Origin of the sequence: Bradyrhizobium sp. Ce-3 (assembly GCF_022835695.1) — a bacterium.
Classification (GTDB): domain Bacteria; phylum Pseudomonadota; class Alphaproteobacteria; order Rhizobiales; family Xanthobacteraceae; genus Bradyrhizobium.
Genome location: NZ_BQUV01000004.1, coordinates 480,929 through 500,389 on the forward strand (window position 1 = coordinate 480,929; position 19,461 = coordinate 500,389).

The 19,461-nt window shown below is 65.3% G+C and carries 19 protein-coding genes; 10 read left to right on the forward strand and 9 right to left on the reverse strand.

Going from position 1 to position 19,461, the window contains the following annotated elements:
• Nucleotides 1-90: 90 nt before the first annotated feature.
• Together BRSPCE3_RS16905 and BRSPCE3_RS16910 are read left to right on the forward strand one after the other, a co-directional pair.
• Complete coding sequence (locus BRSPCE3_RS16905) at nt 91-882, forward strand: rhodanese-related sulfurtransferase (protein ID WP_244067077.1); 792 nt, start codon at nt 91-93, stop codon at nt 880-882.
• Nucleotides 875-1,090, forward strand: a complete 216-nt coding sequence (locus tag BRSPCE3_RS16910; protein ID WP_244067078.1) for a SlyX family protein — start codon at nt 875-877, stop codon at nt 1,088-1,090. Before BRSPCE3_RS16905 ends, BRSPCE3_RS16910 begins: the two co-directional genes overlap by 8 nt.
• A 30-nt stretch (nt 1,091-1,120) precedes the next feature.
• Here BRSPCE3_RS16910 and BRSPCE3_RS16915 read toward each other — a convergent pair whose 3' ends face one another.
• Nucleotides 1,121-2,008: a LysR family transcriptional regulator gene (locus BRSPCE3_RS16915; protein WP_244067079.1), complete on the reverse strand. Its 888-nt coding sequence runs from the start codon at nt 2,006-2,008 to the stop codon at nt 1,121-1,123.
• A 397-nt stretch (nt 2,009-2,405) separates the two neighbouring features.
• Here BRSPCE3_RS16915 and BRSPCE3_RS16920 point away from each other — a divergent pair, with 397 nt between their 5' ends.
• From BRSPCE3_RS16920 to BRSPCE3_RS16930, 3 genes are all read left to right on the forward strand, one after another.
• A complete protein-coding gene (locus BRSPCE3_RS16920; RefSeq protein ID WP_244067080.1) occupies nt 2,406-2,819 on the forward strand; it encodes a TadE/TadG family type IV pilus assembly protein in 414 nt (137 codons plus the stop codon).
• A gap of 1 nt (nt 2,820) precedes the next feature.
• Nucleotides 2,821-4,491 (forward strand): pilus assembly protein TadG-related protein, encoded by a 1,671-nt coding sequence (locus BRSPCE3_RS16925; protein ID WP_244067081.1) that lies wholly within the window; start codon nt 2,821-2,823, stop codon nt 4,489-4,491.
• A gap of 71 nt (nt 4,492-4,562) precedes the next feature.
• Nucleotides 4,563-4,853, forward strand: coding sequence for a PilZ domain-containing protein (locus BRSPCE3_RS16930; RefSeq protein WP_244067082.1), 291 nt, complete (start codon nt 4,563-4,565; stop codon nt 4,851-4,853).
• A 54-nt stretch (nt 4,854-4,907) separates the two neighbouring features.
• On the opposite strand, the gene BRSPCE3_RS36055 is transcribed toward BRSPCE3_RS16930, so the two are convergent.
• Both BRSPCE3_RS36055 and BRSPCE3_RS16935 read right to left on the reverse strand, forming a co-directional pair.
• On the reverse strand, nt 4,908-5,042 hold the full coding sequence (locus tag BRSPCE3_RS36055) for a hypothetical protein (protein ID WP_283843134.1): 135 nt from the start codon (nt 5,040-5,042) through the stop codon (nt 4,908-4,910).
• 29 nt (nt 5,043-5,071) lie between these two features.
• Nucleotides 5,072-5,257 (reverse strand): hypothetical protein, encoded by a 186-nt coding sequence (locus tag BRSPCE3_RS16935; protein ID WP_244067083.1) that lies wholly within the window; start codon nt 5,255-5,257, stop codon nt 5,072-5,074.
• A 122-nt stretch (nt 5,258-5,379) separates the two neighbouring features.
• Here BRSPCE3_RS16935 and hemE point away from each other — a divergent pair, with 122 nt between their 5' ends.
• Nucleotides 5,380-6,426 carry a uroporphyrinogen decarboxylase gene (hemE, locus tag BRSPCE3_RS16940; protein WP_244067084.1) on the forward strand — a complete coding sequence of 349 codons (1,047 nt, stop codon included), beginning with the start codon at nt 5,380-5,382 and terminating at the stop codon, nt 6,424-6,426.
• 262 nt (nt 6,427-6,688) lie between these two features.
• On the opposite strand, the gene BRSPCE3_RS16945 is transcribed toward hemE, so the two are convergent.
• Nucleotides 6,689-8,320 (reverse strand): GMC family oxidoreductase, encoded by a 1,632-nt coding sequence (locus tag BRSPCE3_RS16945; protein WP_244067085.1) that lies wholly within the window; start codon nt 8,318-8,320, stop codon nt 6,689-6,691.
• A 714-nt stretch (nt 8,321-9,034) separates the two neighbouring features.
• On the opposite strand from BRSPCE3_RS16945, the gene BRSPCE3_RS16950 reads away from it, so the two are divergent.
• Nucleotides 9,035-9,781: an SDR family NAD(P)-dependent oxidoreductase gene (locus BRSPCE3_RS16950; protein ID WP_244067086.1), complete on the forward strand. Its 747-nt coding sequence runs from the start codon at nt 9,035-9,037 to the stop codon at nt 9,779-9,781.
• A gap of 87 nt (nt 9,782-9,868) precedes the next feature.
• Here the strand turns inward: BRSPCE3_RS16950 and BRSPCE3_RS16955 are convergent, their stop codons facing one another.
• Both BRSPCE3_RS16955 and BRSPCE3_RS16960 read right to left on the reverse strand, forming a co-directional pair.
• Nucleotides 9,869-11,458, reverse strand: a complete 1,590-nt coding sequence (locus BRSPCE3_RS16955) for a bifunctional 3-(3-hydroxy-phenyl)propionate/3-hydroxycinnamic acid hydroxylase (protein WP_244067087.1) — start codon at nt 11,456-11,458, stop codon at nt 9,869-9,871.
• Nucleotide 11,459: 1 nt separating this feature from the next.
• A complete protein-coding gene (locus tag BRSPCE3_RS16960) occupies nt 11,460-12,455 on the reverse strand; it encodes a VOC family protein (protein WP_244067088.1) in 996 nt (331 codons plus the stop codon).
• A 288-nt stretch (nt 12,456-12,743) separates the two neighbouring features.
• Here BRSPCE3_RS16960 and BRSPCE3_RS16965 point away from each other — a divergent pair, with 288 nt between their 5' ends.
• Nucleotides 12,744-14,705 (forward strand): bifunctional diguanylate cyclase/phosphodiesterase, encoded by a 1,962-nt coding sequence (locus tag BRSPCE3_RS16965; protein WP_244067089.1) that lies wholly within the window; start codon nt 12,744-12,746, stop codon nt 14,703-14,705.
• 30 nt (nt 14,706-14,735) lie between these two features.
• Here BRSPCE3_RS16965 and BRSPCE3_RS16970 read toward each other — a convergent pair whose 3' ends face one another.
• Genes BRSPCE3_RS16970 through BRSPCE3_RS16980 form a run of 3 tightly spaced genes read right to left on the reverse strand, consistent with a single transcriptional unit; the run spans nt 14,736 to nt 17,530 of the window.
• Entirely contained in the window at nt 14,736-15,716 is a 981-nt protein-coding gene (locus tag BRSPCE3_RS16970; protein ID WP_244067090.1) for a PDR/VanB family oxidoreductase, read from the reverse strand.
• Between the two features lie 12 nt (nt 15,717-15,728).
• Nucleotides 15,729-16,475, reverse strand: a complete 747-nt coding sequence (locus BRSPCE3_RS16975; RefSeq protein ID WP_244067091.1) for a GntR family transcriptional regulator — start codon at nt 16,473-16,475, stop codon at nt 15,729-15,731.
• Nucleotides 16,476-16,483: 8 nt separating this feature from the next.
• Complete coding sequence (locus BRSPCE3_RS16980; RefSeq protein ID WP_244067092.1) at nt 16,484-17,530, reverse strand: aromatic ring-hydroxylating dioxygenase subunit alpha; 1,047 nt, start codon at nt 17,528-17,530, stop codon at nt 16,484-16,486.
• A 179-nt stretch (nt 17,531-17,709) separates the two neighbouring features.
• On the opposite strand from BRSPCE3_RS16980, the gene BRSPCE3_RS16985 reads away from it, so the two are divergent.
• Nucleotides 17,710-18,435, forward strand: coding sequence for a GntR family transcriptional regulator (locus tag BRSPCE3_RS16985; protein ID WP_244067093.1), 726 nt, complete (start codon nt 17,710-17,712; stop codon nt 18,433-18,435).
• A 60-nt stretch (nt 18,436-18,495) separates the two neighbouring features.
• Nucleotides 18,496-19,461, forward strand: coding sequence for an ABC transporter substrate-binding protein (locus tag BRSPCE3_RS16990; RefSeq protein WP_244067094.1), 966 nt, complete (start codon nt 18,496-18,498; stop codon nt 19,459-19,461).

The following is a 19,461-nucleotide window of genomic DNA, read 5'->3' on the forward strand; positions in this document are numbered from 1 at the left end:
GGGCAATGCCTGGCATGCCAGAGGAATTATCCCGATAATGCATGGCTTTGCGGGGTTTCGTCGGCCTGACCGGCCTGATAAACCCCGGCCATGCCGCTCAAGGTCGCCGCCTTCTACCAATTCGCCGCGCTGCCCGATTTCCGCACGCTGCGCGAGCCGCTGCGCGCGTTCTGCGCCGGGCTCGATCTCAAGGGCAGCGTGCTGCTCGCCCATGAAGGCATCAACGGCACCATCGCCGGCACCGGCGAGGCCATCGACGGCTTCGTCGCCGAACTCAGGCATGGGCCGCTGTTCGGCGGCCGGCTCGACAATCTCGAGCTGAAATTCTCCCAGGCCGCGCAGATGCCGTTCCAGCGGCTCAAGGTGCGGCTGAAGAAGGAGATCGTCACGCTCGGCGACAGCATGGCCGACCCGACGCGCCAGGTCGGCACCTATGTCGATGCCGCCGACTGGAACGAGCTGATCGCCGCTCCCGACATCATGCTGCTCGACACCCGCAACGCCTTCGAAGTCGCGATGGGCACCTTCGAAGGCGCGGTGGATCCCAGGATCGCGAGCTTTGGCCAGTTCAAGGAATTCGCCGCGCGGCACCTCGATCCCGCGACGCACCGCAGGATTGCGATGTTCTGCACCGGCGGCATCCGTTGCGAGAAGGCGAGCGCCTATCTGCTCGCGCAGGGCTTCGGCGAGGTCTATCACCTCAAGGGCGGCATCCTGAAATATCTCGAGGAAACTCCGCAGCAGCGCAGCCGCTGGCGCGGCGACTGCTTTGTGTTCGACGAGCGTGTCGCGCTCGGCCATGGCCTGCGCGAGCGTGCAAGCGCGGTTGCGAACGAAGCGGAGAGCGAGCCCGGCTGCTGCGAGGCCGCCGTCCATGAGTGACACGGCGAAGCTGAGCGAACGGATCGATGCGCTGGAGGTCCGCCTGACCTATCAGGACGAGACCATCGAGACGTTGAACCAGACCATCACGGCGCAATGGAAGCAGATCGACGCGCTGACGCGCCAGATCGCCGAGTTGCGCGACCGACTTCAGGACGCCGAACGACAGGCGCCGGGCCCCGCCAATGAGCCCCCACCGCATTATTGATCGATGCCGCCGCGTCGCGGCGGCATCGGACTACATGTTGCTCACCTGACGCATCGGCTTCGCGCCGCTGAAGAACAGGCTGGACAGCCGCTGCACCATCGCCGTGGCGCGGCTTCCCTCGAGGCCCGGACGAACACACAGCAAGCGCTTCTGCACCGGAAGCTCCGGAAGATAATAGTCCTTCGCCGAGATCAGCGAGGATGGGATCATCCGCTCGGGGCACGCCGTCAGGCCGTATCCGGCCCGTGCGGCTTCGAGTCGCAGCTGGTGGTTCGGGCTCCTGAATACGATCTTGTACGTGATGTTGTGCTTGGTGAGCGTCCGGATCATCCAGTCGTCACCAGGCCACGCCAGGATCGGAATCGGTGCGCCCGGCCGCAGGACAAAATCACGTGATCGTACCCACACCGAGCGCTCGTCGGCCTCGGCGGCAACCGTCACCTCGTCTTCGTTCTCCAGCGAAGGGTTGCTGTAGACGAACGCGATGTCGATGTAGCCGTCGATCAATCCCCTGATGACGATCGGCGACATATCGGCGTGAACCAGCACATCGGCAAGTGCATCGGACGGATGGAGCTTGAGGAATTCCTCGGCGAGCATCGTGCTTATTCCCAGCCGCAACGGCTGAGGCCCTTCATGATTGCCGCCGAGTCGAAGCAGCTGGTCGTTGGCTTCGAGTATCCGCCTTGCCTGCTGCACGGCGACCTTGCCGAGCTCGGTGGTTGTGGTGCCGTTCGCCGTTCTGACGAACAGCGCGCCACCAACCAGGCTTTGCAGTCGCTTGACCTGCGAACTGATCGCCGGCTGACTGAGGCCGAGACGCTCACCGGCCTTCGATAGACTTCCCGTCTCTGCAATCGCAACGACGGTACGAACGATCTCGGTAGGAATATTCAAATGCTGACGTGATCTGTGCATCGCGAGCCCTCCAATCTCAGCACGGGACGCAATTACGTTCTCCAGTATGTGATTCAGCTATACTAACATTTGGTTGCACTTTCGTTTAGTTTCAATTTGTCGCGTCGCCAACGTAATTGCACATCATATGTATTGTTACGTGCATTGCCACGTAATGCTACGGTATCAGACGGCGGCATCTGCATACGCGCGCGACAGATCGGCATCATCGTCCCCCGGATTTCTGCGGACATGGCATCAAAGTTTTTGATCGCCCCATAACGTATCGCGCACCCGATAAGATCTGGCGCTGTCATTCATCTGAATTGACGTCACTGATTCGCGAAAGCGTTTTCATAGTTTTCCTTAATCAAAGCCTCGCAACGTGACGGCGTAGTTTGCGTTTCGAGGTGTGCCAATGACCAGGTTCTTTCGCTGTCGAAGCGGCGCGTCTGCTGTCGAATTCGCGCTCATGCTGCCGATGTTTCTTGCCTTCATTTTCGGCATCATCGTATTCGGCTCGTATCTCGCCATGGTGCATGGCGTTCAGCAACTCGCCGCCGAAGCGGCGCGGTCGTCCATCGCGGGAATGACCGACACCGAACGCAACAGCCTCGCGACCAATTACGTCACCGCCAATGCATCGACCTATCCGTTGCTCGTTCCCGGCAACCTCACGGTCAATGCCGCACCGTCGCCGGCGAACGCCAACGTCTACGTCGTGACGGTCAACTACAACGCGGCCAGCAACTTCATCTACAGCCTGCCGTTCCTGCCCAAGCCCGCGAGCACCATCGTGCGCTCCGCGGCGATTCAATACGGGGGATTCTAGGATGACGGGCATCCTCGCGCTGATGCGGCGCTTCGGCGCCGACGAACGCGGCAACTTCGCGATGATCTCGGCCGGCCTGATGACACTCCTGATCGGGTGCGCGGGGCTTGCGATCGACCTCGGCACCATCTTCGCCGACCGGCGCAAGACGCAGAGCACCGCCGACCTCGCCGCGATCGTCGCCGCCGCCAATCTGAGCAATCCGGTCAACGCCGCCACCGCGACGGTGACACAGAACAACTATCCGGCCAGCGCGCTGGTCAAGGTCGAGACCGGGACCTACAGCGCAAACAGCGCCATCGCGCCGCAGTCCCGCTTCGTGACCCCGGCGGTCGGCATTCCGAATGCCGCGCGCGTCACGCTGACGACCCAGACCCCGCTGTATTTCGCGCGCTATCTGACCGGCGCGAGCAGCTTCAAGATCTCGACGACCGCCACCGCGACGTCGACCGAAATGGCCACGTTCGCGATCGGGTCGCGGCTGCTCTCGGTCAACGGCGGGGCGCTCAACGCGCTGCTCGGCTCCATGCTCGGCACCACGCTGTCGCTCTCGGTGATGGACTACAATTCGCTGATCAGCGCCAAGATCGACGCCCTCGACTTCCTGTCGGCGCTGGCGACCCGCGTCAACCTGACCGCCGGAACCTACAACGACGTGCTGAACAGCAACCTCAAGGTCGGCGACATCATCGCGGCCGCGCTGACCACCCAGCAGATCACCAACGGCGCGGGCGCGGCGACGACCGCGCTGTCGACGATCTCCCAGGCCGTCACCGGCTCTTCGACCAAGATTTCGCCGGGCAGCCTGATCGATCTCGGCCCCTTCGCCAACCTCACGGTGGGACAGAAACCCAAGGTCGGCGCCAGCGTTTCGGTGTTCGACCTCGTCAATACCGTGGCGCAGATCGCCAACGGCAGCCATCAGATCGCGACGTCGATCAATCTCGGCCTGCCCGGCATCGCCAACGTATCCGTGATCGCGACGATCGGCGAGCGCCCGGTCGGCTCGAGCTGGATCGCGATGGGCACCCAGGGCGTCAGCGTCCACACCGCGCAGACGCGGATCCTGGCGACGATCAACGTGCTCGGCTCCGGCAGCGTGTCCGCGATCAACCTCCCGGTCTATGTCGAGGTCGCCTCGGGCACCGCGACGCTCAACGCGGTGTCGTGCGGCCATCCGAACATCAGCACGTCGCAGGTCACGATCGGCGTGACGCCGGGGATCGTGGACGCCTGGATCGGCAACGTCACGGTCGCCGACATGACCAACTTCACGACCAAGCCCAATCCGCCGCCGGCGACGCTGGTCAATCTCGGCCTCATCACCGTCACCGGCCTCGCCCATGCCGGCATGGGCAACACCACGCCGACCAACGTCAATTTCAGCTACAGCGATATCCAGTCGGGGACCAAGAAGACGGTGACGACGACCAACTTCCTCTCGTCGCTGACCGGAAGCCTGCTCGGCGACCTCTCGCTCACCATCAATGTCGGCCCGCTCGGGCTGCCGATCCCGGGACTGGGCGCGCTCGTCATGAGCATCCTGAACGGCGTCACGAGCTCGGTCGATCAGGTGCTGGCGTCATTGCTGTCGACGCTCGGCATCGGACTCGGCCAGGTCGACGTCTGGGTGCTCGGCATCCGTTGCGACGGCGCGGTGCTGGTGAACTGAGAACGTTACCGCGTCAGGACGAAGAGCTTTGGGGAACGACCGCGACGGGCGTCAGGGGTAGGGAGACTGCATTGAGTACAACAATAAGGAGATACAAGACCGACAGCCAGCGAACGCCGCTGATGAAGCGCGGGACGATCTTCTTCCGCAACACCAGCGTCGACTGTGTCGTGCTCAACATCTCGACCGGAGGAGCGGGGCTTGCCGTGGAGAGCGACGTCGCCGTCCCGTTCGCGTTCGACCTCGAGATCGAGAGCGAGCCGATCCGGCGGCACTGCATTCTGGTCTGGCGTCTCGAGCGCCGGCTCGGCGTGACCTTCGAGTTCGAGCGGATGCAGCGCCCCGACAGCGGCCCGGTCTAGCCTTGCATCACGATATGCGGGCGGCTTCGCTGGTCGAGGCCGCCCGCAAACATGTCAGACGTGCAGCATCAGCCACAGGATCACGGCAAGTCCTGCCGCGACGATCGCGCACCACACCACGGGCGTGGTGCGCTTCGAGCCACCGCTGCGCGGCGAGTCGTTCCTCGCATGGTTGAACTCATTTCGCATCGTGGTTAGCAATCGCTGGGATATACCAGCTAATTGTCCCGATCGCCGTCGTGCTTCGATGGCGCCGGCTGCGTGGCGCTGACCGGGTCGGAGGCCGGAAAGGTATCCTCCAGTCCCTCCTTCAGGCGGGAGCGCGCCTTGCGGTCGGCGGCCTGTGCCTCATGCGGCTTCTCGGCATGCTTGTCACGCGGGGCAGGATCGAATTTCTCGGTCATGTCGTCCCTCCATTGACGGAAACAACGCGCCCACGCAAACCGGGGTTCCAGAACCGCCTTGGCCGGTTGCGCCGCAGCGTGTATCAGGGGCCCAAATTTCGACCGTGATCAGGAACTTTCGCGTGCCCCAGGACTCCACCAAAAAGCCGTTCATCGACCTCCTGTCGGGCCACCGACAGGCCGTTCCGCCGCTCTGGATGATGCGGCAGGCCGGCCGCTATCTGCCCGAATATCGCGAATTGCGCGCCAAGGCCGGCGGCTTCCTCGATCTCTGCTTCACGCCCGAATTCGCCACCGAGATCACGCTGCAGCCGATCCGCCGGTTCAACTTCGACGCCGCGATCATCTTCTCCGACATCCTGGTGATCCCCTACGCGCTCGGCCGCTCGGTGCGCTTCGAGGCCGGCGAAGGGCCGCGGCTCGATCCGCTGGCCACGCCCGGCGAGATCGCGACGCTGGCGACCGAGGCCAATTTCGACCAGCTCGAGCCGGTGTTCGAGGCGCTGCGCCGGGTCCGGCGCGAGCTGGCGCCCGAGATCGCGCTGATCGGCTTCTGCGGCGCGCCTTGGACGGTTGCGACCTACATGGTGGCCGGACAGGGCACGCCGGACCAGGCGCCGGCGCGGATGCTCGCCTATCGCCACCCGGACGCCTTCGCCCGGATCATCGACGTCCTGGTCGAGAACTCGATCCACTACCTCGTCGGCCAGCTCAAGGCCGGCGCCGATTGCCTGCAGATCTTCGACACCTGGGCCGGCGTGCTGCCGCCGCGCGAGTTCGCCCGCTGGTCGATCGAGCCGACCCGGCGCATCGTGGCCGGAGTGCGCAAGCAGGTCCCTGGCGCCCGGATCCTCGGCTTTCCGCGCGGCGCGGCGGGCATGCTGCCGGCCTATGTCGAAGAGACCGGCGTCGATGCGGTCTCGATCGACTGGGCCGCCGAGCCATCGATGATCCGCGAGCGCGTGCAGAGCCGCGTCGCCGTGCAGGGCAATCTCGATCCGCTGGCCCTGATCGCCGGCGGCGCCGCGCTCGACCGCGCGGTGGACGACGTGCTGGAGAATTTCGGCAAGGGCCGGCTGATCTTCAACCTCGGCCACGGCATCCTGCAGGAGACGCCGATCGCCCATGTCGAGCAGATGGTCGCGCGGGTGCGCGCGTATAAGGGCTGAGGCCTGTAGCCCGGATGCAGCGCAGCGCAATCCGGGACTCTTCTCCGCCGATGGGACGGCCCCGGATTGCGCTTCGCTCCATCCGGGCTACGCCACTCTCGCACCGTCACCCTGAGGAGACCGCGCAGCGGTCGTCTCGAAGGGTCGACGGCCCGGGTCTGGCCACGCGTGAAGAGGGCCGCACGCCGAAACATCGGGGCCGTCGACCCTTCGAGACGCGCTGCGCGCTCCTCAGGGTGACGGACTGAAGAGCGGCGGGTTTCTACCTTGCATCCTCCAAAATCATGTCGGACGCCTTCTCCGCGATCATGATCGTCGGCGCGTTGGTGTTGCCCGACATCAGGTCCGGCATCACCGACGCATCGACCACGCGCAGGCCGTCGATGCCGCGCACCTTGAGCCGCTGATCGACGACCGCGAGCGCGTCGTTGCCCATCCGGCAGGTCGAGGTCGGATGATAGACCGTGCTGCCGGTGCGGCGGCAGAACTCGAGCAAATCGTCGTCGCTGACCACCTTGGCGCCGGGATCGACTTCGCCGACCGAGTATGACTTCAGCGCCGGTGCGGCCAGGATCTTGCGCAGGATGCGGATGCCGTCGATGAAGGCGCGGCGGTCGGTCTCGGTCGCCAGATAGTTGATGCGGATTTCCGGCGGTACGCTCGGATCCGCGCTCCTGATCTTCAGCGAGCCGCGGCTCTCCGGACGCAACTGGCAGACCGACGCCGTGAAGCCCGGGAACGGATGCAGCTTCTCGCCCATCTTGTCGGTCGAGAACGGCAGGAAGTGGATCTGGATGTCGGGCGATGCCAGCCGCGGGCTGGTCTTGAAGAACGCACCCGACGTGCCGGCGGCGATCGTCAGCGGCCCCTTGCGCAGCGCCGCGTAGCGCAGCCCGGCCATCACGCGGCGCACCGGATTGTTGACGACGTCGTTCAGCGTGACGCTCTGCGCGCAGCGCGTGACGATGCGCACCTGCATGTGATCCTGCAAGTCATTGCCGACGCCGGGCGCATCGAGCACCACCGCGATGCCGTGCTGCTTCAACAGCTCGGCCGGGCCGACGCCGGAGAGCTGCAGCAATTGCGGCGAGTTGTACGCGCCGCTCGACACCAGCACCTCCTTGCGCGCCTTGGCCATGCGCGACTGGCCGTCCTGCTTGTAGGCGACGCCGCTGGCGCGCACGCCATCGAACAGGATGCGCTGCGCCAGCGCCGAGGTCTCGACATGCAGATTGCCGCGGGTCAGTGCCGGCCGCAGATAGGATCGCGCCGTCGAGGCGCGCCGGCCGCGCCGCGTCGTGGTCTGGAAGAAGCCCGCGCCCTCCTGGGTCGCGCCGTTGAAATCCGGATTGGTCGGGATGCCGACTTCGGCCGCGGCATGCACGAAGGCTTCCGACAGCGGATCGTGATGCCGCCAGTCCGACACCGGCAGCGGGCCGCCGGCGCCGTGATATTTGTCGCCGCCGCGCTGCTGGTCTTCCGCCTTCCGGAAATAGGGCAACACGTCGTCATAGCCCCAGCCGGCATTGCCGCGCTGGCGCCAGCGATCGTAGTCCTCGTGCTGGCCGCGCACATAGAGCAGGCCGTTGATCGAGCTGGAGCCGCCGAGCACTTTTCCGCGCGGCTGGAACACCTGGCGTCCGTTCAGGCCCGGCTCCGGCTCGGTCTGGTACATCCAGTTGACGGATTTTTCCTTGAACAGCTTGCCGTAGCCGAGCGGCACATGGATCCAGATGTTGGTGTCTTTCGGCCCGGCCTCGAGCAGCAGCACCGAGTGCCTGCCGTCGGCGCTCAGGCGGTTGGCGAGCACGCAGCCGGCCGAGCCGGCGCCGACGATGACGTAATCATACTCGGCCGCATCGTTCGGCGACGCGCCACGATTGTTGTTGTTCATTCGTTTCCCCCGGGCCATACGGCGCGACCGGCAGAGTTGTGCCCCCGCCCAGCATTGACAAGAGACCTAGCGAGCGTCGCAGATGCGGTCAAGAAAGTTGGCGTGCCGAACCGGAGCGGTACCAACGGACCTCCGGCCGCACGCGCGGGAGCCGCACGCACATTGGCGCGGCAGGCCGTATTTCGCCGACGCCGCCTTCAGCGAGGCATCCTGATCAGGCACATGGAGGCTGGAGGGAAAATCCGCGCCGGCGCGCATCACCTGCTCGGCAGCATGGCCGCGGCACGCTCGTCACCGGCGATGATGGTGCGCAGGATCGCGGCATGCTCGTCCCAGGGTCCGCGCCTGGCGCACCAGATCGGTCGGCGCAGACAGCATCGCCGTGCGTTCGCGCAGCCGCTTCAGCAGATCGGCCCAGCACGCGATTGCGGCCGGCTTCTGCCAACTCGTGGTGGGATTGCTGATTGAGAGCGAACAACAGATCGTAGCACCGCGAAGTAGCGGGCGTGGAACAGGCAAAAGGTCTATCCGATATCCGTCCTCTTAAGAAATGGTCATTTTGAAGAACAGAAAGACAGTCGCGACAGGTGTCGTTTCCCATTCCCCTCGGGAATAAGCGTTATTCGGTGATCCCATCTACCTGAGCATGAGTGAGCCGGAATAGTGGAGGCATGCGGTGCCATCAGCCCGCAGCTATCACGCGGGAGATCAAAATTGAGACTGCAAAATAAGGTCGCCGTCATTACAGGCGGCAGCAGCGGAATCGGTCTAGCGACAGCGCAGCGCTTCGTCGCCGAGGGTGCTTTCGTCTACGTTTTTGCACGCCGGCAGGAGGAACTGGACAAGGTATCCAAGCTTTTCGGGTCCAACGTTGCCACTGTCCAGGGCGATGTAAAAAACCTCGCTGACCTTGATCGCCTCTACGGAAAGGTTGCGAGCGATGGGAAGAAGGTTGACATCGTCGTTGCTAACTCCGGCTTCGTCGACAGCGTCAAGCTGAGCGACGTCACGGTCGAGACGTTCGACCGCAATTTTGAAACGAACGCACGGGGCGTTCTCTTCACGGTTCAGAAGGCGTTGCCTTTGATGCGTGACGGAGGGGCGATCGTGATGACCAGCACGATCGCTGCCCTGCGGGGATTTCCTGGTCGGTCAGCATACGCCGCTTCCAAAACGGCGCTCCGGTCCTATGCGCGCACCTGGGCAGCCGAATTGAAGGACCGACGAATTCGGGTTAACGCGATCACCCCCGGTCCGACGGATACCCCTCTAATCGATGCTCAGGTGTCCTCCAAGGCCGAAGCGGATCAGGCGCGAGCAAAGCATGCTGCCAATATTCCACTCGGGCGGATGGCCCAACCGGAGGAGATCGCTTCCGCGATCCTGTTTTTGTCGTCGGACGACGGCAGCTTCGTGAACGCCACGGAGCTCCTGGTTGACGGCGGGATGTGCTCGATCTAGGTCCAGCGTGGGACGCGAGAGGTCAGAACCCTCTCGCGTCATCCGACCACGCCATAACCGGCAGCAGCCGAGTGATCGCCTCACCAGCTAGCGCCCTGCGCTGAGGTTCTGGAGCAGTTGCCCGACAAGCATATTGAGCTCGCCGGCGTTCCCTGCAGCACCAAAGACGTAACGGTCGGGCCGCACGATGACCGCCGCGACGTCATGTTGCTGCATCCAGTTTGCGAACAGCCCGTCACGCTCGACCATGCTCAAAATGCCGTTGGCATCGCTGCTTTCGCCCAACGCGGTGATGACGACGCGCTGGCCGGCGAGATGCTGCCAGGCAGCACGGGACGCGTCCGACAGCCACGCCATCGGTTCGGCCGCCGCTGTCACGATCGCGAATTCCGCTTGCAGCAGATCGTCGAGCCGGCACGTCCGCCCATCCGGCGCGCGGACATGCGGCTGCACGAACAGCCGTCCGGCGAGCGCTGCGTCGCGCGCGATCAGGCCGGAGACAAGATCGGGGATGAATTTCTGCCTGATGGTTTCGGCCGTGCCGGCCTTCAGCTCGGCGCGAAGCCGCAGGTCGCGCTCAGTGGCCGCCACCGGATCGAGCTCGCCGATGATCTTGCCGAACTCCTTGGCACTGGCGACGACGGCGCGGACATGCGGCTTGCGCTCGATCTCGTAGCTGTCGAGCAGCGTTTCGTCGGCATCGCCGCGCAGCACCAGGCGCAGCTTCCAGGCCAGGTTCACGGCATCGCGGATGCCGGCGCACAGCCCCTGCCCGAGGAACGGCGGCGTCTGGTGCACGGCGTCGCCCATCAGCAGCACGCGGCGGTCGCGCCAGCGCTGCCCGAGCAGCGCGTGGAAGCGATAGACCGCCGAACGCCAGATCGTGAGGTCGGAGATGTCGGTGAAGCCCTTCAGCAATTGCACCACGTTGTCGGCTGCGCCGAACGCCTCGGGATCCTCGCCCGGCAGCAGCTTGATCTCCCAGCGCCGCAGATTGCGCGGACCCGGCACGAAGGTGCCGGGACGCGACGGCCGGCAATATTGAAAGCTCCTGGCCGGCCGTTTGGCGGGATCGCTGGTCAGCGTGTCCACCACCATCCACCATTCATCGAAGGCGAGGTCGTCCAGGCCGACGCCGAGCTGCTTGCGCACGAAGCTATTGGCGCCGTCGCAGCCGACCAGATAGCGCGCGCGAATCGAGACTTCGTCGCCGGATTCGCGACGCGCGGTCAGCGTTACCGTGCCGTCGTCCTGCTCGAGTGCCACGCCGGCGGCCGCAAGCAAAACGTCGGCATGCCGATATTCGGCAAGCTTCTCGCGCAGCGCCTGCTCGAGCTCGGGCTGCACGAAGGTGACGTTCGGATTCCAGCCGAGCGGAAACGGCGGCGGCATCGGATCGAAGATCTTGATGATCTCGCCATCGACGCCGAGATAGTGCGAGCCATTATGCGGCGCGATCGCCTGCTCCATGAAATCGCCGAGCCCGATCGCCTGCAGCACGCGCAGCGCCTCGTGATCGAGCGTGATCGCGCGCGGCTTGTCGTAGATGTCGGCAGCGCGCTCGACGACGGCGACGCTCAGGCCGGCCTTCGCGAGCAGATTGGCAAGGATGGCGCCGACCGGCCCGAGGCCGACGATCGCGACATCATGGATCGGGTTATCGACCGATAATGCCATGCTACCTCGCGAGGTAGCTTTCGAGCGTCAGCGGCTTCGGCTTCACTTGCGGCTCGCGGATCGCGACACCTTGGAACGGCGTCGCCTCTTCGAACCAGGCCTGCCGCGCCGGCAACCCCCACGGAAACGAGATCTTGTGGTCGGACGGATCCCAGCCGATCGGTTCGTTCTCGATGTCCATGATCTGGTAGTGGGTGTTGAACAGCTCGACGCGGTGCCCATCGGGATCGCGCATGTAGACATACATCGCATGCCCCGGCCCGTGCCGCCCCGGACCGCGCTCGACGGCCGCGCCATAGCCGAGCTCGCCGGCGAGATCGCAGGCATTCAGCAAATGATGCACCTCGGGCGCGAGAAACGCGAAATGATGCAGCCGCGGTCCGGCACCGTTGAAGAACACGACGTCGTGCGGATTGCCCTTGCGCTGCAGGAACACGCCGCGCAGATCGAACGTGCCGGCGGGCGCGATGTATTCGCTGAGCCGAAAGCCCGCCGCGGCGTAGAACTCGCACGCCTTGCGTACCTCCGGCGTCAGCACCTGATAGTGATCGAGCCGCAGCGCCGAGCCGCCGGCATGGCGGGTGAATTGGGTGATCATGCGCGGCTCGACCGGCATGGTCGCGCAGAACTCCAGCGGCGTGCCGGCCGGATCGGTCGCCTGCAGGGTGCGGCCCTGATACGGCACGTCGGCCCAGGCGGCCTCGCATCCATGCGCTTCAAAGAACGCCTTGAGCCGGTCGAGGTCGTCATCCCTAAACACCCGCAAGCCGAGCCGTGCACAGACCGCGCCTTCGCCCCTGCGCAACACAAGGCTGTGATGACAGGCCTCCTCGACACCGCGGAAATAGAGCTCATCGCCCTCCTGCGCGGTCAGGATCAGCCCGATCACCTTTTCGTAAAACTGCCGGCTCGCCGCGAGGTCACGCACGGTCAGGACCACATGGCTGGCCCGCGTGATCCGGAACCCGGGATCGTGGTTCGTGATCGGGAGGCTCATGCGCACCTTCTGGTTTTTGCCGCTCGCGGGAACTCAAGTCATCGCGAAAAACCGGCCGAGGATCAAGCCGTGCGGAGTGGGCAACCTTTGCCGGTCCGTGACACCCGTCACGGCTGGCCCGTGACGCCCGTCACGTATTTGTACCGATTTGTTAGCAATGCCCGCCTGTGGAACTGAAACGTGAGCCCGCCGTGGCACGGTCCGTTCCAATAGTTCATAGTTTGTCAAAGGTTTGCAGAGAATTCTTCGGTGCTGCGCCATGGTCAACCGCGCGGCCAACGTAGTGAGATGCGTACCTATCTCAGATCATATTGCGCGGCCCTGTTCGCGGGTGACCTCGCAGCCTTCGGCGCACCGCCGACCGATGAAGCGCTTGCCGGACACATCCGCGCCGAGCAGGTTTCGCTCGTGCTCGGCTACTCCTTCGGCATCATGCTGGCCAATGCCTGCAACGCGCTGGTGCTCGCCGCGGCACTCTGGCAATCGCCGGACTGGGTCTTCGCGCTGATATGGGCGGCCGCCGTCAGCAGCGCCGCGCTGTTCTTCGGCCTGCAGGCACGCGCATCGCGCCGCATCGCCAAGCCACAATTCGTGTCGCGCCGGACCATGTACCGCCTGGTGCGCAACGCGCTGGCGCTCGGCGCGACCTGGGGCGTCGTGCCGGTCGCGTTCTTCGCCAACGCATCGAGCGGCGCGCAACTGGTGATCACCTGCCTGTGCGCCGGAATGCTGGCCGGCGGCGCCTTCGCCTTCTCCACGATTCCGATCGCCGCGATCGCGTTCACCGCACCGATCTTCGTCGGCACCGCGATCTGCCTCGGCCGGGACGGCGACTTCATCTACCTCCTGATGGCGGTGCTAGTCCTGGTTTACGGCTCCGTGCTGCTGCGCGGCGTGTTCGTCAATGCGTTCGAGTTCAGGCGGCGGATCATCGCCCAACACGAGGCCGAGCGAACGGTGCGGCAGGATCCGCTGACGCATCTGCCGAACCGCGTCGCCTTCAATGAGCAGCTCAACGGCGCGCTGAGCCGGCTGGCGCGCTCGGGCGAGGAATTCGCCGTGCTGCTGCTCGATCTCGACCGCTTCAAGGAGATCAACGACAGGTTCGGCCATCCGGCAGGCGACGAGATCCTGGCGCAGGCTGCGGCGCGGTTGCAGCGCTGCACCCGCGCGGCCGAGCACGTCGCGCGGATCGGCGGCGACGAGTTCGCGCTGATCATGTCCAATCTGACACGGCCGGAGGATGCGCTGGCGATCGCCGAGCGCTTCGTCGCGTCCTTCGCCGAGCCGTTCCCGATCGACGGCCTCGAGGTCGTCAGGACGATCAGCATCGGCATCGTGCTCGCGCCGCGCGACGGCAGCACGTCGCACGATCTGCTCAAGCATGTCGACATCGCGCTCTACCGGGCGAAGAAATCAGCGCCCGGCACCGTCTGCTTCTTCGAGGCGAGCGATGATCAGGCGGCGCGCGACCGCCGTGCCCTGCAGCGCGATCTGGAACAGGCGATCGAGGCGGACCAGCTGTTTCTGGTCTACCAGCCGTTCCTCGACATCCGCAAAGCCCGCGTCACCGGCTTCGAGGCGCTGTTGCGCTGGCAGCATCCGACGCGTGGCCTGATCCCGCCGACCGTCTTCATTCCGATCGCCGAGGAGAGCGGACTGATCCACCAGCTCGGCGAGTGGGTGATCCGCCACGCCTGCGCGATGCTGGCGCGCTGGCCCGACGACATCAGGATCGCGGTGAATTTCTCCGCGGTCCAGTTCCAGAACGTCGGCATCCTGCAGACCATCGTCGATGCGCTCGCCGAGGCGAACGTGGCGCCGAACCGGCTCGAGATCGAGATCACCGAGTCGATGCTGATCTCGAAATACGGATCGGCGCCCGCGATCCTCAACGGGCTGCTCGAGCTTGGGCTAACGGTCGCGCTGGACGATTTCGGCACCGGCTTCTCGTCGCTGACCTATCTGCGCAAGCTGCCGTTCAGCCGCATCAAGATCGATCAATCCTTCATCCGCGACATGCTGACCCAGCCGGATTGCGCAGCGATCGTCAGATCGGTGATCAGCCTCGCACAGGACCTGCAGATCGGTGTCGTGGCCGAAGGCGTCGAGACCGCCGACCAGCTCGAATATCTGCGCCAGACCAGCTGCGACGAGGTTCAGGGTTATCTGATCGGCCGGCCGATGTCGGGCAGCGATATCACCGCCCTGCTCGACCATCATCCGAAGCATTCGGTGCACGCGGCGTAGCGCCGACCGCGCGCCGCCGCACCGGTCGCATCAGGGCGCGTCGGCGCGGTGCAAGGTGTCGACCGTGATGGTGCCGCGGGCCCGCGAGACGCAGGCGCAGATCTTGCGGCTCTGTTGCTTCTGGTGGTCGCTGAAGAAGACGTCGCGATGGTCGATCTCGCCGTCGACATCGACCACGTCGAGCGCGCAGACACCGCATTCGCCGCGCCGGCAGTCGCTCATCACCTCATGGCCGGCCTCGTTGAGCACGTCCAGCATCGAGCGATCGTGCGGGATCACGAACTCGGTCCCCTCATCCCTGAGCCGCACGCGGAACGCTTCGGTCGGCAGCAGCCCGCTCGATCCAAAGGTCTCGTAGCGCAGGTCGGTCGTCGCCCGACCCGACGCTTGCCAGGCCCGCCGCGCCGCATCCAGCATCCGCATCGGGCCGCAGAACAACACCATCGTGTCCTGCGGCAGGTCCGCAAAGACACTGTCGAGGTCGAGCCGCCTGTCCTCGTCGCCGGCATGGACGATCAGGCGGTCGCCGAGCAGGCGTTCAAGCGGTTCGAGATAGGCCGCATCGCTGCGCGCGCGCACGGCGTAATGCAGCGTAACGCCGGCATCGCGGCGGGCCAGCGCCTCGGCCGCACCGACGATCGGCGTGATGCCGACGCCGCCCGCGATCAGGCAGAACTGCCGCCGCGTCCAGTCGAGCTGCACCAGCGAGACAGGCTGCGTGATGTTGAGCCGCGCTCCCGGCGCCAGCGACCACATATAGCGCGAGCCGCCGCGGGACTCCGCTGCGTGCCGCACCGCGATCCGGTAGCCGCGCGGATCGGCTTCGCCGACCAGCGAATAAGATCTGGTTTGCGGCTGGCCTTCGATGGTGACGCCGACATCGATATGGCTGCCGACGGGATAAGGCGCGCCGGTGAAATTGTCCGGCCGCAGCAGGAATTCGCGGATGCCGGGCGTGAGGTCGCGCACGGCCAGCAGCGTCGCGGACGTCCAGGTTTCGATGAATCGCATGGCGCGCTCCGTTCAGCCGGCCGTGATCAGTGCCAGCGCCGGCAGCAGATCGAGGTGGGTGCGGTTGCGCAGCGCCAACCGCAGATTGCGCGCCGCAAGCCTTGCATGCTCGCGCATGATCGCCTCGGCGCGCGCGCCTTCGCGGTTCTCGATGGCGTCGACCACCACGCGATGATGATCCTGCGCGATCAGCAATATCTGGCGCGCCTCGGGCAACGCCGATTGCGCCATCACGAAGCCGCTCGGCGAGGCGAACGGCAGCGCCGAGGCGCGGTCGATCTGCCGGATCAGCGGCGCGCTGCGCGACAGCTCGGTGAGCAGCGCGTGGAAGCGGGCGTTGAGCGCGACATAGGACGAAAACGCGTCGACCGAGATCGGATCCTGCCGCACCAGGCCATCGATCTCGTTGAGGCATTCTTTCAACGGCTCGAGATCGCGCGACGAGACGCCGCGCTCGGCGGCGAAGCGCGCCGCCAGCCCCTCCAGCGTGCCGCGCAGTTCGATCGAATCGAGAATGTCGCGCTCGGAAAACGCCTTGACCATGAAGCCGCCGGACGGGATCGCCTCCAGCAGGCCTTCCTCCTCCAGCCGCACCAGTGCCATCCGCACCGGCGTGCGCGACACCCCGGTGATCTCGACCGCCTGCAGTTCCGAGATGCGCTCGCCCGGCCGCAACCGGCCCGAGAGAACCAGGTCGCGCAGTGCGAGCTGCGCCCGCACGGTCTGCGACACGGAGCGATCGGTTTCGCGTTCCGCCATGGCCCGGCCTACTCCGCGGCCTGCAGCTGCGGCGGATGCTCCTCCGCCACCATGCGGTCGATGACGCGCCGGGCCCACATCGCGCCGGCATCGATGTTGAGATTGTAGAACACGCGGTCCGGATTCTCGTCCATCGCGCGCTGCTGCGCCTCCAGGATGATCTCGTCCTCGTGGAAGATGCCGGCGACGCCGTCGCGGATTTCACTGGTCAGGCGCTGCTCGGTGATGCGGTGATTGCGGACGAAGGCCCAGAAGTAATGGCAGGTCTTCTCGGTCTCCGGCGTGATGGTGTTGAGCACATAACCGTTGACGCCCTGCGAGCGATCGCCCTCCGGCGCGCCCGATCCGGCCGGCGCGACGCCGACGTCGATATTGACGGTGCACGGCGCCTCGAAGCGGATGATCTGCCAGCGATCGACCGGCCCCGGCTTCTGCAATTGCTTGGCCCAGAACGGCGGCGCCTCGATGCCCGTCATCCAGCGCCTGACGGTGACGGTCTTCTCGCCATGGGTGACATCGAACGGCGCTTCGGCGACCGCCTCATTGCCGATGCTCGAGCCGTGCACGAAGGTCTCGTGGGTCAGGTCCATCAGATTGTCGACCACGAGGCGGTAGTCGCATTTGACATGAATGGTCTTGCCGTCGCCGGCCCAGGCCGGATCGTGATTCCAGTGCATGTCGGGCACCAGCGCCGGATCGGCCAGCGCGGGATCGCCCATCCAGAGCCAGATGAAGCGATGGCGCTCGACTACGGGATAGGCGCGCACGCAGGCCGACGGATTGATCGTCTCCTGCGAGGGCATGAAGGTGCAGCGGCCCTGCGCGTTGTATTTGAGGCCGTGATAGCCGCAGACCACGGTGTCGCCGTCGAGCCGGCCCTTGGAGAGCGGCACCAGGCGGTGCCAGCAGGCATCCTCGAGCGCGACCACCTCGCCGTCGCCCTTCCGGTACATCACGACATGCCTGCCGCAGATCGTCCGAGGCAGCAGCGCGTGCTTGACCTCGGCATCCCAGCCCGCCGCGTACCAGGCGTTCATCGGAAATGGCTTTGGCACGCGATCCTCCCTGATCTGAATTCCCTCTGTATACACTACCGTCTCCAATCTGGCAAATTCAGTCAGTTTTACCGTACATTCAGTCATTTCAGTATACATAACCAGCCACACGATCGGAGACTACCCAAAAAATCGATTTTCGATTGACGGCGACGGGACCGTCAATCAACCTTCGGGCCATGAACATCGGGTTGAGTTTTCGCGAGGGCTTGGCCGGCGATGGGCCGCGAAGCCTGACATCGGCGGTTCAGGAGCGGCTGCGGGCCGACATCCTGTCGACCCGGCTGCTTCCCGGCCAGAAGCTGCACATCGCGGGCCTCGCCAAGCAGTTTTCGGTCAGCCTCGCCGCCGTCCGCGAGGCGTTGTCGCGGCTGGTGGCCGACGGCCTGGTGCAGGCTTCCGACCAGCGCGGCTTTCGCGTCTGCCCGGTCTCGCTCGCCGATCTCGCCGACGTCACGCAAACCCGGATCGACATCGAGGGGCTCGCGATCCGGCGTTCGATCGAGCGCGGCGACGCTGCCTGGCTCGCCTCGGTCGCGGCCGCCTGGGACTCGCTGAAGGCCGTTCCGCATCGCTATCCCGACGACCCCACCGTGCATTACGAGGAGTGGGTGGTCCGGCATCGCATCTTCCACCGCGCGCTGGTCAATGCCTGCGGGTCGCAATGGCTGCTCGGCTTCCGCGACGTGCTGCACGAGCAGAGCGAGCGCTACCGGCGGCTTTCGATCCGCCGCGAGGTCGGCAGGACCCGCGACGTCGAGGCCGAGCACGCCGCGATCGTGGCAGCCGTTCTGGCGCGCGATGCGGATGCGGCAGTTCGCGCATTGTCAAAGCACTTTGGCATCACCAGGGAATTCGTCGAGCTCGCTGCTCCGCGTATCGCGGAGGTCAACGGCCGGACCTGACTCTCCGGCGCAAAAACGCGCCTGACAACAACAACAATCGTATCCGGGAGAAACAGAACCATGAACATCACGCGCCGCCGCGCGCTGGCAATTGTCATCGCCACTGCCCTGCTCACCGGTCCCGCCTGCGCGGCGGAAACCATCCGCGTCGGCCTGCCGACCAAGACCTATTGGCCGACGACGATTGCCGAGACCGCGGTCCGGCAGAAGCTGTTCGAGAAGGAAGGCATCAAGGCCGAACTGACGATCTACCGCAGCGGCGCCGAGACCTTCGAGGGCATGGCGGCTGGAGCCGCCGACATCATCCTCGATCCGCCGTCGCTGGTGTCGGCCGGCCGCAAGAAAGGCGTGATGTCGCGGATCGTCGCCAACGCCGCGATGGGCAATTTCGGCTGGCAGCTGATGGTACCGGCCAAGTCGGCGCTCGAGGTCAAGGATCTCAACGGCAAGAAGGTCGGGATCACCGCGGCCGGCTCCGGCTCCGACCTGCTGGCGCTCTGGACCATCCAGGACAGGAAGATCGATTTCACCCGTGTGCCGGTCGGCGGCGGCGGGCTGGTGCCGAACCTGCTCGCCGGCAACGTCGATGCCGCCGTGGTCTATTCGCCGCTCAGCTTCCAGGTCGCCAAATCGGGCGAGGCGAAGACCATCCTCGACTATGCGACCGCCGCACCGCCGAACCTCACCGCGGGCTGGATCGTGCTCGACAAGTTCGCGGAGGCCAAGCCGGAGGTGGTGCAGAAGGCCGTCAATGCGCTCTATGGCGCCGTGCAATTCATGCGCGCCAACCGCGACGTCACCGTGAAGCTGATCGCCGACCTCTACGAGATGCCGCCCGAGATCGCCGTGATGGAATACGACAACACCATCATGAAGCTGGAGACCGACGGCAACATGGCCGCGGCCAATGTGCCGGCAGCGGTGCAGCTGTCGCTCGATCTCGCCAAGCTCGGCGGATTGAAGGACATCGTTGCGGTCGAGGATGTGATCTCGACCAAATTCAAGCCAGTTCCGACCAAGCCGTAA

What these genes read in the sequence shown, in the direction of transcription:
- BRSPCE3_RS16915 (WP_244067079.1), bottom strand. Translation starts at nt 2,008, where the DNA reads ATGCACAGATCACGTCAGCATTTGAATATTCCTACCGAGATCGTTCGT.
- BRSPCE3_RS16990 (WP_244067094.1), top strand. Translation starts at nt 18,496, where the DNA reads ATGAACATCACGCGCCGCCGCGCGCTGGCAATTGTCATCGCCACTGCC.
- BRSPCE3_RS16955 (WP_244067087.1), bottom strand. Translation starts at nt 11,458, where the DNA reads ATGGCATTATCGGTCGATAACCCGATCCATGATGTCGCGATCGTCGGC.
- BRSPCE3_RS16975 (WP_244067091.1), bottom strand. Translation starts at nt 16,475, where the DNA reads ATGGCGGAACGCGAAACCGATCGCTCCGTGTCGCAGACCGTGCGGGCG.
- BRSPCE3_RS16985 (WP_244067093.1), top strand. Translation starts at nt 17,710, where the DNA reads ATGAACATCGGGTTGAGTTTTCGCGAGGGCTTGGCCGGCGATGGGCCG.
- BRSPCE3_RS16965 (WP_244067089.1), top strand. Translation starts at nt 12,744, where the DNA reads ATGCGTACCTATCTCAGATCATATTGCGCGGCCCTGTTCGCGGGTGAC.
- BRSPCE3_RS16920 (WP_244067080.1), top strand. Translation starts at nt 2,406, where the DNA reads ATGACCAGGTTCTTTCGCTGTCGAAGCGGCGCGTCTGCTGTCGAATTC.
- BRSPCE3_RS16910 (WP_244067078.1), top strand. Translation starts at nt 875, where the DNA reads ATGAGTGACACGGCGAAGCTGAGCGAACGGATCGATGCGCTGGAGGTC.
- BRSPCE3_RS36055 (WP_283843134.1), bottom strand. Translation starts at nt 5,042, where the DNA reads ATGCGAAATGAGTTCAACCATGCGAGGAACGACTCGCCGCGCAGCGGT.
- BRSPCE3_RS16970 (WP_244067090.1), bottom strand. Translation starts at nt 15,716, where the DNA reads ATGCGATTCATCGAAACCTGGACGTCCGCGACGCTGCTGGCCGTGCGC.
- BRSPCE3_RS16945 (WP_244067085.1), bottom strand. Translation starts at nt 8,320, where the DNA reads ATGAACAACAACAATCGTGGCGCGTCGCCGAACGATGCGGCCGAGTAT.
- BRSPCE3_RS16960 (WP_244067088.1), bottom strand. Translation starts at nt 12,455, where the DNA reads ATGAGCCTCCCGATCACGAACCACGATCCCGGGTTCCGGATCACGCGG.
- BRSPCE3_RS16905 (WP_244067077.1), top strand. Translation starts at nt 91, where the DNA reads ATGCCGCTCAAGGTCGCCGCCTTCTACCAATTCGCCGCGCTGCCCGAT.
- BRSPCE3_RS16935 (WP_244067083.1), bottom strand. Translation starts at nt 5,257, where the DNA reads ATGACCGAGAAATTCGATCCTGCCCCGCGTGACAAGCATGCCGAGAAG.
- BRSPCE3_RS16925 (WP_244067081.1), top strand. Translation starts at nt 2,821, where the DNA reads ATGACGGGCATCCTCGCGCTGATGCGGCGCTTCGGCGCCGACGAACGC.